This window comes from Yoonia sp. 2307UL14-13 (assembly GCF_037572755.1).
Taxonomy (GTDB): domain Bacteria; phylum Pseudomonadota; class Alphaproteobacteria; order Rhodobacterales; family Rhodobacteraceae; genus Yoonia.
This window is the reverse complement of the sequence record NZ_JBBIFZ010000002.1, coordinates 89,714-104,056: the sequence shown is the minus strand read 5'-3', so window position 1 is coordinate 104,056 and position 14,343 is coordinate 89,714. Positions and strand designations below refer to the sequence as shown.

General features: G+C 58.8%; 13 protein-coding genes. 3 read left to right on the top strand and 10 right to left on the bottom strand.

Going from position 1 to position 14,343, the window contains the following annotated elements:
• Window positions 1–15: 15 nt before the first annotated feature.
• The 8 genes from V8J85_RS07945 to V8J85_RS07910 all read right to left on the bottom strand — a co-directional run bounded on the left by V8J85_RS07945 (window position 16) and on the right by V8J85_RS07910 (window position 9,748).
• The gene (locus V8J85_RS07945) at window positions 16–1,032 is read right to left on the bottom strand and encodes a YeiH family protein (RefSeq protein ID WP_339953187.1); all 1,017 of its coding nucleotides are present in this window, start codon (window positions 1,030–1,032) and stop codon (window positions 16–18) included.
• Window positions 1,029–1,790 carry a sulfite exporter TauE/SafE family protein gene (locus tag V8J85_RS07940; protein WP_339953186.1) on the bottom strand — a complete coding sequence of 254 codons (762 nt, stop codon included), beginning with the start codon at window positions 1,788–1,790 and terminating at the stop codon, window positions 1,029–1,031. Before V8J85_RS07940 ends, V8J85_RS07945 begins: the two co-directional genes overlap by 4 nt.
• A gap of 3 nt (window positions 1,791–1,793) precedes the next feature.
• Entirely contained in the window at window positions 1,794–2,858 is a 1,065-nt protein-coding gene (locus tag V8J85_RS07935) for an acetate/propionate family kinase (protein ID WP_339953185.1), read from the bottom strand.
• A 100-nt stretch (window positions 2,859–2,958) separates the two neighbouring features.
• Window positions 2,959–3,894, bottom strand: coding sequence for a phosphate acyltransferase (locus tag V8J85_RS07930; RefSeq protein ID WP_339953184.1), 936 nt, complete (start codon window positions 3,892–3,894; stop codon window positions 2,959–2,961).
• A 1-nt stretch (window position 3,895) separates the two neighbouring features.
• Entirely contained in the window at window positions 3,896–4,639 is a 744-nt protein-coding gene (locus tag V8J85_RS07925; protein WP_339953183.1) for a sulfite exporter TauE/SafE family protein, read from the bottom strand.
• Between the two features lie 3 nt (window positions 4,640–4,642).
• A complete protein-coding gene (gene xsc / locus V8J85_RS07920) occupies window positions 4,643–6,415 on the bottom strand; it encodes a sulfoacetaldehyde acetyltransferase (RefSeq protein ID WP_339953182.1) in 1,773 nt (590 codons plus the stop codon).
• Between the two features lie 156 nt (window positions 6,416–6,571).
• The gene (gene pdxR / locus V8J85_RS07915) at window positions 6,572–8,029 is read right to left on the bottom strand and encodes a MocR-like pyridoxine biosynthesis transcription factor PdxR (RefSeq protein ID WP_339953181.1); all 1,458 of its coding nucleotides are present in this window, start codon (window positions 8,027–8,029) and stop codon (window positions 6,572–6,574) included.
• Window positions 8,030–8,365: 336 nt separating this feature from the next.
• On the bottom strand, window positions 8,366–9,748 hold the full coding sequence (locus V8J85_RS07910; RefSeq protein ID WP_339953180.1) for an aminotransferase family protein: 1,383 nt from the start codon (window positions 9,746–9,748) through the stop codon (window positions 8,366–8,368).
• A 466-nt stretch (window positions 9,749–10,214) separates the two neighbouring features.
• Here V8J85_RS07910 and V8J85_RS07905 point away from each other — a divergent pair, with 466 nt between their 5' ends.
• From V8J85_RS07905 to V8J85_RS07895, 3 genes are all read left to right on the top strand, one after another.
• Window positions 10,215–11,222 carry a taurine ABC transporter substrate-binding protein gene (locus V8J85_RS07905; protein WP_339953179.1) on the top strand — a complete coding sequence of 336 codons (1,008 nt, stop codon included), beginning with the start codon at window positions 10,215–10,217 and terminating at the stop codon, window positions 11,220–11,222.
• A gap of 79 nt (window positions 11,223–11,301) precedes the next feature.
• A complete protein-coding gene (locus tag V8J85_RS07900; RefSeq protein ID WP_339953178.1) occupies window positions 11,302–12,105 on the top strand; it encodes a taurine ABC transporter ATP-binding protein in 804 nt (267 codons plus the stop codon).
• 10 nt (window positions 12,106–12,115) lie between these two features.
• The gene (locus V8J85_RS07895) at window positions 12,116–13,378 is read left to right on the top strand and encodes an ABC transporter permease subunit (protein ID WP_339953492.1); all 1,263 of its coding nucleotides are present in this window, start codon (window positions 12,116–12,118) and stop codon (window positions 13,376–13,378) included.
• A gap of 36 nt (window positions 13,379–13,414) precedes the next feature.
• On the opposite strand, the gene V8J85_RS07890 is transcribed toward V8J85_RS07895, so the two are convergent.
• Both V8J85_RS07890 and V8J85_RS07885 read right to left on the bottom strand, forming a co-directional pair.
• Window positions 13,415–13,930 carry an SRPBCC domain-containing protein gene (locus tag V8J85_RS07890; protein ID WP_339953177.1) on the bottom strand — a complete coding sequence of 172 codons (516 nt, stop codon included), beginning with the start codon at window positions 13,928–13,930 and terminating at the stop codon, window positions 13,415–13,417.
• Complete coding sequence (locus V8J85_RS07885) at window positions 13,927–14,280, bottom strand: ArsR/SmtB family transcription factor (protein ID WP_339953176.1); 354 nt, start codon at window positions 14,278–14,280, stop codon at window positions 13,927–13,929. Before V8J85_RS07885 ends, V8J85_RS07890 begins: the two co-directional genes overlap by 4 nt.
• Window positions 14,281–14,343: the final 63 nt, after the last annotated feature.

Genomic DNA, 14,343 nt, shown 5'->3' with positions numbered 1-14,343 from the left:
CTTTCAAGCGAACATTCAGGTGAGGAAGTAAACCCCGGTGAGGATCACTGTGGCAATGAAAATTGTCTCGGCGATGATGAGCGCAATGGCGGCGCCGCCGACGCCAAGCACTTGCTTAAGGTTGGTTTTCATCCCAACGGCGGCGATGGCGGTGAGGAGCAGCCAGCGCGACGCTTCCGAGAAGGCTTGGGTAATGGCAGCGGGGATGTAGCCCAGCGAATTGAGCGTCGCGAGGACGAGAAACCCGACGACAAAGCTGGGCACGATGGGGGGGCGCTCGCCGCCTTCATCAGGCGTGGCGAAGCGGCGGATCAACAGGGTGGCGATGATCACGACAGGGGCCAGCAACGACACCCGGATCAGTTTGACCAGCGTAGATGTATCGCCGACGTCCTGGCTGACAGAGAAACCGGCACCGACTACTTGCGCCACGTCGTGGATGGTACCGCCAAGGAACACGCCCGCGGCCAGATCGTTCAATTCCAGCATATTCACGAGGATCGGATAGAGGATCATCGCTATCGTCGACAGAACGGTCACGCCCATCACGGTGAACAATAGCCGCTCTTCCGACCGTTCATCTTTGGGCAGGATCGCCGCAATGGCCAGCGCCGCCGAGGCGCCGCAGATTGCCACGGACCCGGCGGTCAGAAACGAAAACCGCCATTTCGATCCAAAGAACCGCCCCACAAGCAACCCGAACCCGATAGTGAGGGCCACAGCGCAGACAATCAGCAAAAGCAAGGGCCAGCCCAGTTCAGCCGCCAGTCCAAAACTGATCCGCGCCCCAAGCAGCGCAATCCCCAGCCGCAGAAGCGTACGCGCAGCATAGGCGATGCCGGGCACGGTTTTGCCATCTTCGCCAAGGAACGACAGAGCGATCCCCAGTAATAGCGCGAGCAGCATCGCGGGCGTCGCGTAGTGTTCCGCCAGCCATTGCGCGGCGATGGCGGTCAGACCGGCAATCACAACACCGGGAAATAGTATCCGCGCGCGGTCCATCCAGGCATCTTTCTTGATGGTCGACGTCATGTGGCTTGCGTCCTGACGGCGCTGATCACGGCCAAGGCGCAAAGAAGCGACAGGCAAAACGGGCGGTAATAGGCTGCGAAGCGCGGCATGAAGAGTTGCTGGCCCAACCAGACGCCCAAAGCGGCGGGTGCAGCGAAGGCCAGACCGCGCCAGACCGCCTGCATGTTCATGACATCGGCCAAGATGTAGTAGACCAGCGAAGTGAACATACTGATGAAAAGATATAGAACCAAAGCGGCCCGCATTTTTGCCGCTGGCGCGTTCTGTGACAGTACGTAAAGCGCAACCACCATGCCGCCCACATGGGCCACGCCGGTGACGATCCCCGCGACGAGGCCCGACAGATACAGCCCAGCCTTTGTGGCCAGAAACGCCAGCCTGATCTTTGCTAACTGCGTCATCGCCAGCACGATGATGATGGCAAGGACAATCAGCTTTGATGTTTCAACCGGCAATGTCGTCAGCAACGCCAACCCAATCGGCACGCCCACAGCCGAGCCAATGACCAGCCCAAACACCACGCCGCGGTCCGCCTCTTGCCAGCCCGACTTCGCCATCAGGATAGATGCCACCATCTCAAGGCACCAGCAGATCGGGATCAGCTCGATCGGTGGCAGGATCAGCACGCCCGACGCCATGACCAGCGCGGACAGGGCAAAGCCCGAAAAGCCGCGTACGATGCCTGCGACCACCACGATGACCGTTAGGATCAGGAATTCCTGGCCGGTGAGGTTTGTTATGGTCAGCAGGCCAACCAAAGCTCAGCGTCCCTCGGCGATCAGGGCGAGGGCATCGCGGGCGATTTGCTTTTCTTCGTCCGCCTCGATCACATGAAGCGGCACCTCACCGAAACACTCCAGATGCTCCATGATCCGGTCACGGATCGGGGCGGCATTCTCGCCGATGCCGCCGGTGAAGGCCACCGCGTCGAGACCACCCATCGCGACGATGGCCGAGCCGGCGTTGCGTGCCGCCCAGTAGCAGAAGTGTTCAATAGCGAATTTCGCCGCATCGTCGTCGCGCTCGAGCAGCGTTTTCATATTGTTATCGCCTGCCAGCGCCTTCAGGCCCGAATTCTTGTTCAACATCCGGTCCGTCTCGTCCTCGCCCAGCGATTTCGACATGCGCAGCACAGCGGCGCCGTCGATATCGCCCGACCGCGTCCCCATGGTCAGGCCCGACAGGGGTGAATAACCCATGGATGTCGCGATAGATTTACCTTTGAGGATTGCGCATAGGCTCGCACCATTGCCAAGGTGGAAGGCAAGCAGACGTTCGGGCAGATCACGTCCGAAATCGGCGACCATATTCGCATAGCTAAGGCCGTGAAATCCGTAGCGGCGGATGCCTGCGTCATGATGCGTTTGCGGTATGGCATAGCGTATGGCGACATCGGGGTTGGTCGCGTGGAAGGCAGTTCCGAAGCTGCAGTATTGCGGCAGGTTCGGGGCCATTTCCTGCAATGCATGAATCCCCGCCAAGTTGTTCGGGTTATGCAAAGGCGCAAGCGGAATCACACTCTCGATCGCCTTGATGACTGGCGGACGCAGGCGCGCCGGTTCGGTCAAGACTGTCCCGCCATGGACCACCCGGTGGGCGGCGGCGCTGAGGGCCGAGATTGGATAGCCCGCTTCGTCCAGTGCCCCCAGCATGCGGGCAAGCGCCTCGGCATGGTCGCGGGTTTCAACATCAGTTTGGCTCTCTCCCAGCTTCAATTGGCCCGCAGTGCCGATATTTGTGACAGCTCCGCTTGTCATCGAGGTCAGGTCTTCGTTGAAGATTTCGATCTTGAGCGACGAGGAGCCAGCATTGAGAACCAGTATCATGGGCACGACTCCTGTTGGAGACCCCGGATCAAGTCCGGGGCTACGGCATCGCGCTGGGCGCAGTCCCGGACTTGATCCGGGACCCCATGGTCAGACGCGCTCACTTCGCCAACCCACAAGAGATCGCCGCCAGCGCAACCGACGTGATCCGCGCAGCAGGTGGATCGGCCCGAGAGGTCAGCAGGATCGGCACCTTTGCCCCCGTCACGACGCCAGCCGCGCATCCTCCGGTCAGGTAGACAAAGGCTTTGAACAGCGCATTCCCCGATACGATGTCCGGCACAATGATCGCATCCGCCTGACCGGCAACTAGATCATCGGTTATCTTCTTTGTCGCGACCGCCTTGGGCGACATGATCAGATCAAACGCCAATGGCCCGGACACATCAACGCCATCGACATTTTGGCGCGCCCAATCGGCTAGTGCCCGGCCATCCATCGACGACGGCACCGAAGGGATCGGACTTTCGGTCGCCGACAGCACCGCGATCTTTGGGCGGTCATTGCCCAGCTTGTTCAGCAGCTTCTTGACCTCAAGAACGGATGATTGCCGCGTCTCCATATCGGGCGCGACGTTCACCGCCGCATCCGAGATCAGAACCGGACGCCCGCCATCGGGATGCGTGATATGAAAGATATGCACAAATCGCTGACCCGTGCGCAGGCCAGCGTCGCGGTTCACAGCGGACTTCATAAAGACATCCGTGTGCAACTGACCTTTCATCAGGACATCAGCCTCACCCGCACCACAAAGCGCCGCCGCAGTACGGCCAGCCTCTTCCTCGCCGGCCGTATCGTGTAACGGATATGCCGAGATATCCCAATCGAGCTTCTTGGCCTCTTCCCGAATCATGTCCGCCTCACCCACAAAGACGGGGGTCATGATCCCCGCCTTGGTCGCGTCCTCCGCCGCCTCCATCGGCAGGGGCGACCCGGCACGCGCGATCGCCACGCGCGGCGGGCCGAACTGCTTGGCCCGGTCGATCAGGTCTTGTGGAGCCACAGCCTCGCGGTCGGAGATAAATGGTGATGTCATATCAAATCCCTGTCATGGCGCGGGTCAGACCCAGCGCGGATAATCCCAAAAGCAGCATCACCGCAAAGCGCCGGAATGTCGAAGGGGAAGCAGCCAGAAATTGGCGACCACCCAGCCAGACGCCGAGGCCCAGAATGGGGAAGGCCATGGCGGCGGCGATGGCCGTCTCCCAAGTCACCAGCCCACCGGCCCACAGAAGCGGCATGGTGATCAGGTCGAGCCCCGTCAGATAGACAATCATCGTCGCGCGAAAGGTTGGGGCGGTGATAGGCTGCGCCGTCATAAACGCCGCCACGGGCAAGCCGCCGATCCCTGCGCTGTTGCAAAGGCCAGACACCATCCCAACGCCCACATGGCCGCGCGCCCGGATTGCGGGTAGCGTCCAGCCTGTCAGCAGGATCAGTGACATGATCAAAACGATCAGGGACACCGTCACCCGCACCGTTTCTTCGCCTAATGACAGGATGAACCAGACCGATGCGGGCAAGACTACCGCAGCCCCGATCAGCAGCGCAATCACCCGCCGCCAATCGACATGGCCGCGGATGCCGCGTGCCTGAAAGAGGGTCATGAGCATTTCGCATGCGAAAACAACCGGGATCAGGGTAAGCGGGTTGGTGATCAGCGCCGCAAAGGCAATGAAGATCGCCGAAAACCCGAACCCCGAATAGCCCCGGACAAAGGCAGCGCCGAACAATGCAATCGCCAGCGCCGCCCCGGTGCCGGGGCCAAGGTCGAATGGCACCGATTACTCGGCCGCCATGTCAGCTTTGTCGATGCCCGCCACGCGGACAGGTTTCTTCATTGCGTCACGGCGGAACGGCTCGCCCAGTTCCTGGTTCAAGATGACCTCGATCAGCGTGGTCTTGTTGTTTTTCATCTGATCTTTGATCGCCTGGTTCAGCATTTGGGTCAGTTCATCCATGGTCTTGGCCTGTACACCGATCAGGCCACAGGCCTGCGCGATCCCGGCGTAAGACACTTTCATGTCTAGTTCTGTGCCAACGAAGTTGTCATCAAACCACAGGGTCGAGTTCCGCTTTTCCGCACCCCACTGGTAGTTGCGGAATACGATCTGTGTGATGGCGGGCCATTCTTCGCGACCAATCGCGGTCAACTCGTTCACCGCGATACCAAAGGCGCCGTCACCGGCAAAGCCGATCACCGGTACGTCAGGGCAACCGATCTTGGCGCCGACGATGGAGGGCAGGCCGTAACCGCACGGACCAAAAAGACCGGGGGCCAGGTATTTGCGGCCGGTCGGGAAGGATGGGTACGCATTCCCGATGGCGCAGTTATTTCCGATGTCGGACGAGATGATCGCGTTTTCGGGCATTGCGGCCTGAATCGCGCGCCATGCTTGCCGGGGTGACATCCAGTCGGGACGGGCCTGACGGGCGCGCTCATTCCAAGTCGTGCCGGGATCGTCTTGTTCGTGGTCAAGGCTGGAAAGTTCTTGCGCCCAAGCTGATTTCGTCTGCGCGATCATCGCCTTGCGGTCCTCGCGACCCGCATCACCGGCGGTGTCGGCCAGATTTTCGGTGATGCCTTTCGCAACTTTTGCCGCGTCACCGACGATACCGACGCTTACTTTCTTTGTCAGACCGATCCGGTCCGGGTTGATGTCGACCTGGATGACCTTCGCATCCTTGGGCCAGTAATCGATGCCATAGCCGGGCAGGGTCGAGAATGGGTTCAGACGGGTCCCAAGGGCCAGCACGACATCGGCCTTGCTGATCAGTTCCATCCCTGCCTTGGACCCATTATAGCCCAACGGTCCGGCAAATAGCGGGTGATTGCCGGGGAATGCGTCATTGTGCTGATAACCGACACAGACGGGTGCATCCAGTGTTTCAGCCAAGGCCTTTGACGCCGCGATGCCACCTTCGGCCAGTACGACGCCAGCACCGTTCAGGATGACCGGGAACTTGGCGTTCGACAGCAACTCTGCTGCTTTGGCGATCGAGGTTTCGCCGCCGGGGCTCGCTTCGAATTCGATGGGCTCGGGGATCTCGATATCAACCACTTGGGTCCAGAAATCGCGCGGGATATTGATTTGGGCCGGTCCGGACAGGCGGTGCGCTTTCGCGATCACGCGCGCGAGCACCTCGCAGATACGGGATGGATCACGCACTTCTTCCTGATATGCCACGCAATCCTTGAACAGGTTCATCTGTTCCATTTCCTGGAAACCACCCTGACCGATTGTCTTGTTGGCGGCTTGCGGGGTCACCAGAAGACAAGGGGTGTGGTTCCAGTAGGCCGTTTTCACAGCGGTTACAAAGTTCGTGATGCCGGGGCCATTCTGCGCGATCATCATCGACATCTCGCCTGTGGCGCGCGTGTAACCGTCTGCCATCATGCCGGCAGATCCTTCATGGGCGCAGTCCCAGAACGTGATCCCTGCCGCGGGGAAGATATCCGAAATCGGCATCATGGCCGAGCCGATGATGCCGAAAGCATGGCGAATACCATGGGCCTGCAGCGTTTTGACGAATGCTTCTTCGGTAGTCATCTTCATTGGTGTGGTTCCTTCCCCCTGAATCGGTCGATAATGGCGCCGCTTGGCCCCATATGCTGGCGCGACCCTATGTTTTCCGACAGAGTCGCGTTAGGTCCAGTGACTACAGTGCATTAAGGCCAATGTCTATTTTAATGAGACAAAACGTCTCAAAAATTAACCCAGAATGGCGCGTGCGATCAATGCGATGCCGTCTGGGATACGCGATGCATCGATTGACGAATAGGCCAAGCGGAAGAATTCTCGCGGGGGGTCTTCGGCTGCAAAAAATGGCGCTCCGGGCTCTATCAAGACACCGTCTCTTCGCAGGCGTGCAGCAAGATGACCGGTATCGACACCTTGCGGTGCCCGCATCCAGACGGATGAGCCCCCATATGTGCCCTCGCCTGCGATATTCAGCTTATGCGTCTTTACCGCGGCATCCAGCACCTTCCGTCGTTCATGGTAAGCCCGGCTCATCCGGCGCACCAGCGCGTCGTAGTGTCCAAGCGACAGGTAATAGGCGACCGTGCGTTGGATATGGCCGGGCGGGTGGCGCAGGACCGTCGCGCGCAGGGCGCGTGCTTCGCGGATGAATGGTGCGGGTCCGATAAGGTAGCCAAGGCGCAGCCCTGGAAACAACGATTTCGAGAATGACCCGACATAGATCACACGGCCGTTGCGGTCGAGCGATTTGAGAGAGGGCGACGGCGATTTCAGAAACGACATCTCGAATTCGTAATCATCCTCGACAATAACGAAGTCTTCTTCCTCGGCCTTTTCCAGCAATTCTTTGCGGCGCGCCAAAGGCATGGTAGCAGCAGTGGGGCATTGGTGGCTGGGCGTCGTAAAGACGACATCGGTGCTATCCGGCAAGGCGTCCGGGGGTAAACCGTCCCGATCGACAGGCACGATGCTAAGTTGGTTGCGCGATTGCGTCAGGATCGTTCGGAGTGCGGGGTAACAGGGGTCTTCGATTACGGCGCGCCGCCGTATATTCAGCAAAACCTGTGCTGACAACCACAGCGCATTCTGGGCACCCATGGTGACAAGGATCTCATCCGGGCTGGCCAGAATGCCCCGGCGCGGCAGGGTCTGACGGGCGATGAATTCGACAAGTTTCGGATCGTCACCATCAAAATAATCGGCAGTTAGCGCGGAGAAATCCCGCATTCCAAGCGCCTGCAGGGCGCAAAGCCGCCAATTCGCACTGTCGAACAGCGTCTTGTCGGCCTGACCATAGATGAACGGATAGCGATAGGTGGCCCAATCCGCGGGCTTGTCGATACTCAGGCCGGGTGTGAACTGCCGACCGATTGCCCTGCTCCAATCTACTGTACCGGTGCCGAAGCGCTGTGCAGGAAAGGCCGGCGGCTCGGGTGCGTTCTCGGACACATAATAGCCAGAGCGACCACGAGAGGTCAGATAATCGTCGGCGACCAACTCGGTATAGGCCAGGGTCACGGTGATCCGACTGACTCCCAGATGCTGCGCCATCTTACGCGATGACGGCAGACGCTCTCCGGGGCGAAAACGGCCGTTGAGGATGCCTTGCGCGACCATCTGCTGAATGCGCGATTGCAGAGTGCCTTCGGAGGTTTGATCAAGAAAAAAAGTTTCGACGGAGATCGACATGATACTGGCCCTATTTCCGGGGCAGATTGGACTTATCGCGTATTGGGCGCAAGTCGGCCCGGTGGTCTGCGACGGAAATGTCGCCGTCGCACGTATCACACGTGATCTATGACTGAGGTGGGCGATGCGATTTTTGCAAATCGGCTTTTTGATCTTGCTAAGTGGGCTTGGGCTTGCGGCAATAATGACGTCGGACCGGCTTCACGGGGCAGAAGGGGCCACGGCTCCGGCCTGCCAAGTGGCCTGTGTCAAACAGATCAGCCGTACCGCGCCGAGCGAAAGGTTTACCGACGTTTGAAACCGCGTGCCCGCATGACATACGGGCACGCATTATATTCAACCCAGAACGCGCGTGATCGCCTGATCGACCGCATCGGTGATCTGATCCAGATCGTCCTTGGTTGCGATCAGGGCCGGCGCAAAAAGCAGCGTGTTGTTATAGCCCGGCAGTGACCGGTTGGTTGCACCGACGATCACGCCTTGCGCCATGCAGTCTGCCACAATGGCCATTGTGTGCTTTTCGTCGATGGGCTCTTTCGTGGCGCGGTCGTTGACCAGTTCGGCGCCTGCAAACAGACCTTTGCCCCGGATGTCACCGATCCATTTATGCTTGCCCATGAGGGCCGACAGGTTGCCCATCAGGTGATCGCCCATCGCGGCGGAATTCCCCAACAGGTCTTCTTCCTCGATGATCTTCATGTTCTCGATCGCCGCGGCGGGACCGGCGGTGCAGCCTCCAAAGGTCGAGATATCGCGGAAATAGCTCAGGTGATCGGTGTCGTCCTTGAACATTTCGAACACTTCATTGGTCGTCACGCAGCACGAAATCGCAGCATAGCCGGACGCCACGCCCTTCGCCATTGTCACAATATCCGGCTGCACGCCGAATTGCTGATAGCCGAACCATGTACCCGTCCGTCCGAGGCCGCAGACAACCTCATCGATATGCAGCAGGATGTCGTATTTTTTGCAAATCTCCTGCACGCGGTCCCAATAACCCTTGGGCGGCACGATGATCCCGCCCCCTGCCGTGATCGGCTCTAGGCAGAGCGCGCCGATCGTATCGGGCCCTTCGGCAAGGATCACATCCTCGATGGCCTGCGCGGCTTTTTCGCCATATTCCTCGCCGGTTGAATCGTCTTGGCTGCGATATTCCAGACAATGTGGAACCCGAATGAAACCGGGGGTGAAAGGACCATATTGCGCATTCCGCTCGTCCTGCCCACCGGCGGATAGGGCGGCGATGGTGGTGCCGTGATAATCACGCTCGCGATATAGAATTTTCTGCTTCTTCCCGCCATAATGCTTGTGGCTGATCTGGCGGACCATCTTGAACGCCTTTTCGTTCGCCTCCGACCCGGAGTTGGCGTAATAGACCCGGTCGAGTCCGGGCATTTTTTCGGTCAACATGTCCGAAAAACGCGCCCCCGGGATCGTGCCAGCGGTGCCGCCGAAGAAGCACATCTTGGTAATCTGATCGGCCACCGCCTTGGCAATCCGTTCGCGACCATAGCCGACATTCACGGTCCACACACCACCAGAGACAGCATCGATATGTTCCTTGCCTTTGATGTCCCACACCCGCAGGCCCTTGCCCTCGACGATGATGCGGGGGTCGATGGTCTCGTAAGGTTTGTGCTGACTTAGATGATGCCAAACATGGGCACGGTCGGCTTCGACCACGTATTCGGGATCGTTGGAAAAGGAATGATCATCCATATCGGCAACTCCGCTGTTGGTGGGGTGGTGCAAAGCGAATCCAATTCCTTCGCTTGCGCATTCTTTCCGCACATTTTGTATACTACATGCGTATCGGATAGGGCCAGTTGACTTTGTTAAATAAGGCCACATCAGAGGCGCGATATCGCGCTACTATCGCATACAATCGACCTAAGTCGCTGATTAGTTTTGCAAAAGTCCAGTTTGTAGTCAATCGGCTGGTCGCACCACGCTATACTGCTGCGACAGCCAATGATTGACCCCGGGTCACGAATTTCTTTCGCTCTCCCCGAGCAGGCGAGGATCGCGCCGACAAGAAACGGTTGGAGCATCGTCTGATCACAACAGCTGTGATGCTTAAGAGGGCTAGGAACCGCCTGAAAAGCATGATCATCTACAACACGAGCGCGGGTGACATTGCGCCAAGTTCCGCCTCTGTTATCGAGGCACAACACGGGAGACACACATGAAAATCAAAAGTGCACTGATGGGCGCTGCTGCCAGCGTCGCAATGATGGCTGGTTCACAGGCTGCTTTTGCCGACGGCCACCTCGAAGAGATTACCGTCGCCTACTTCCTGGAATGGCCCATGCCTATGCTGGCGGCCAAAAACCGCGGCACATATGACGAGGCGCTGGGCGTCACCGTGAAGTGGGTCAGTTTCGACACGGGAACTGCCATGTCGGCGGCTATGGCTGCGGGTGACGTCCACCTGGCGGTCAGCCAGGGTGTGCCGCCTTTCGTGGTCGCGGCCTCTGCCGGGCAGGATCTGCAAGTCGTTGACGTGGCTGTTTCTTATTCGGAAAACGACAACTGCGTTGCCGGTGCGGCGATGGACATCACCAAGGACAATGCCACAGACCTGAACGGCACCAAGGTGGCCGTACCACTTGGGACCGCTGCTCATTACGGTTTCCTGCGGCAGGTCGAACATTTCGGAATTGATCTTGGCAGCCTCGAAGTTGTCGATATGGCACCACCGGAAGGTGCTGCAGCGCTTGCGCAAGGCGCGGTCGATTGGGCCTGTGGTTTCGGCGGTGGTCTGAACACCATGAAAGAGAACGGCAACGTCCTCCTGACCGGCGCGGAAAAAGAAGAGCTGGGCATTCTGGTCTTTGACGTCACTTCGGCCCCGGCCGAGTTCGTGGCCGAGAACCCTGAGATGGTCGCCAAATTCCTGAAGGTGACTGCAGACGCCAATGCCGAATGGGCCGCAAATCAGGACGAAGCGATGCTTGAAATCATCGCTGAGGAGTCGGGTCAGGAATTGGAAGCTGCCCGTGGCAATATCGCGACCTTCTCGTTCCCGACGATCGAAGAACAGCTGTCCGAGACATGGTTCGGCGGCAACGCGGCGACCTTCATGAAAGGTGTGGCGGATGTCTTTGTGGATGCCGGATCGATCCCCTCCGCGCTCGACAGCTATGAGGACGCGATCAATACCGGGCCGCTCGAAGAAGCATCCCAGATGTAAATTCCTTGAAGGGCGGCCAACGGGCCGCCCTTTGACCACCAATCGTGCGTCGTGAAAACGACGGCTCGGGAGACGACATATGACCGGACTATCCATCGAGAATATCTCGATGCGCTTCGACCTGCCGAACGGGTCCTACGTGCAAGCGCTGAAAGACGTGACCCTTGACCTGAAGAACGGCGAATTGCTGAGCGTGCTGGGGCCATCCGGTTGCGGCAAGACCACGCTGTTGAACATCGTCGCTGGTTTCCTTGCCCCGACCGAGGGGAAGATTATCCTCAACGGCCACCGTGTGACCGGCCCGGATGCCGAACGTGGGATGGTTTTTCAGAAAGGCGCGCTGTTCGAATGGATGAGCGTCAGGGAAAACGTTGAATTCGGTCCGTTGATGAAGGGCACGCCATCAGCAGAACGCCGCAAAACCGCCGATCATCTGCTTGAGATCACCGGTCTGGCCGATTTCAAGGAAAAGGCGATCTACGAATTGTCGGGCGGGATGCAGCAGCGCGTGGCTCTTGCCCGCTGTCTCGCCAATGAGCCGGACGTGATCCTGATGGACGAACCATTGGGTGCGCTCGACGCGCTGACCCGTGAAAAGATGCAGGGGCTGGTCCTGAAACTATGGAAAGAGACCGGCAAGACGATCATCCTGATCACCCACTCGGTCGAAGAGGCGCTTTTGCTGGGTGAACGGTTGCTGGTCATGGCGCCGCGCCCGGGCCGTATCCACAAGGAATATAATCTTCCCTTCGCGGAAATGGGCGTCGATCAGGATTTGCGGATCGTCAAGAAACACCCCGAATTCAACTCCGTTCGCGAAGAGATCCTGTCGATGATCTGGGAAATGGAAGAAGAAATCATGGGCCGGACGGAGGACGCTTGATATGACCGGATTGCTTATTCTCGCGGCCTATATCGGGCTTTTCGCCGGGTCGATGTTTCTGGTCAATCTGTTGACGGCCAAGTCAAAGCCCAAGGATTTCACCTCGCTCAAGACAGTGACCTTCGGCGATGAAAGCGCCGTTCGGCCCAATCGCTGGGCGTCAGTCATTTCGATTGTGGTGCTGTTCCTGATCTGGGGTGCCTTCACCGGCTCTTCCCTCTCTCCCATCAAGGTGCCCGGCCCGTTCGAGGGTGATACGACCTTCACCTACACCGCCACAAACGCGGCGGGTGAAACGGATGATGCCACCGTTACCGTTCGCGTGCACGAAGTCGGCGCCGATGTCGACGATCCCGAAATCGACCCCGGCGACGGTTTTGCCAAGAACGACGTAGCAACCGTGGGCATCTATCGTTCCAAAATCATCCGCATGGAAAACAACGATGAAGGCAGTGATGCAGACAGCTATGCGATCACCGCGATCGACGGAAAGCCCATCGGGCCCAACCAGAGCGTCAGCACAGCCGATGGCGAAATCACCATGAACGCGCGCGGCGCGCTGAACTTCGTCCCCGATCAGGGCTTTCAGATGCAGCCGCTTTACCTGCCATCGCCCGAACGGGTCTGGCAGGCGCTGACCGAAGTCGCCACTGACGGGTTCCGCCAGTTTACGTTGCTTGAGCATCTGGGCTGGTCGCTTTTCCGCGTGCTGGCAGGCTTTGCCGTAGGTGCCCTTGTCGGTATCCCGCTCGGCTACGCGATGGGCCTGAGCGATTGGTTCCGCGGCTGGTTCGACCCGATCGTGGAATTCATGCGCCCGGTTCCCCCGCTGGCGCTGATCCCGCTGGTGATCATCTGGTTCGGCATCGACGAAACCGGAAAGGTGGTGCTGCTGTTTCTTGCGGCCCTCTGGATCATGGCCATTGGCGCGCGCGCGGGCGTGTCCGGTGTCAACATCTCAAAGGTGCACGCCGCCTATTCGTTGGGTGCGTCCAAGTGGCAAATTCTGCGTTACGTTATCATTCCCAACTCGCTACCCGAAATCTTCACGGCGGCCCGCGTCGCCATGGGGGTATGCTGGGGGACGGTGGTCGCGGCAGAGCTTGTCGCCGCCAATGTGGGCGCAGGCATGATGATCACGACTGCGTCCAAGTTCCAGCAAACCTATATTGTCGTCATGGGGATCATCCTGATCGGGATCATCGGTTTCGGGATCGACATGCTGATGCGAAAAGCGGAAAGCTGGCTGGTGCCTTGGAAAGGCAAAGGTTGATCACAAAGGGGCGCGGCATTGTCCGCGCCCCTCCCGTCAGAGCGGCCAGTTCTCCACCGCCTGAGATTTCTTGGCTAGCCGCGCGAAGACAGGGCCAAGAACACCAACCATGCGACCCGTAAAGGCTGGTTTGCCTCGCTCGCACAACGATTTCAGGTTGCTGGCGATAAAGCCCTGCGAAGACACCATTTCCTTGGCCAGCTTGCTGCCGGGCACCAGGTCGTCGATCCGCAACTCGAATTCTGTGCCGCCGTCTTTTTCGGTCAGCGAATAGGTCACGGTCACTGGCGGTTCGTCGATATTCGTCATCGTGAAGGTATGCGCATAGACATGCGGCGGCTCGAACCGCAGCACTTCGCCTACCACCATCGCCACTTTGCGATTGGCGCTGACCATCCGATAGTTCGCACCCGCCCGCATCCCGTCCTTGGTTTCGCAGACCGCACCGAAGAAAAACGGCAGCGCCTCGTCTGTTTTGACCAATGTGTTCCAGACTACTTCAATCGGCGCATTGATCAGCACGCGGTTGATGTTGGTTGTGGTGGTGTTCATTTGTTTGGGTCCTTCGTGGTCTTGGCTGCAGCCTCAGCGACGGCTTTGACAAGGCTCATGCGGTCGAGCCAATGGGCGGAAAATGAGTCGGTCCAGCGGTCATAGATCGCCTGGATCGGAACGGCATTCAGATAAAGGCGGCGCATGCGGCCATCCTTTTCGCTGATGACCAGTTGCGCGTCTTCCAGCACCTTCAAATGGTTCATCACAGCGATCCGTGTCACATCGAAATTGGCCGCCAGATCACCGACGCTGATCCCCGGCGTCTCGCGCAAAAGGTCCAGCATCTCTCGGCGGCTGGTATGCGAAAGCGCGGCAAAGACGCGATCCATGGCTAAATCAGTAAACATGTAATTACATAATTACATATTGACGCATATGTCAACGTCCCTTGACCTTCCTATTACTGGAAC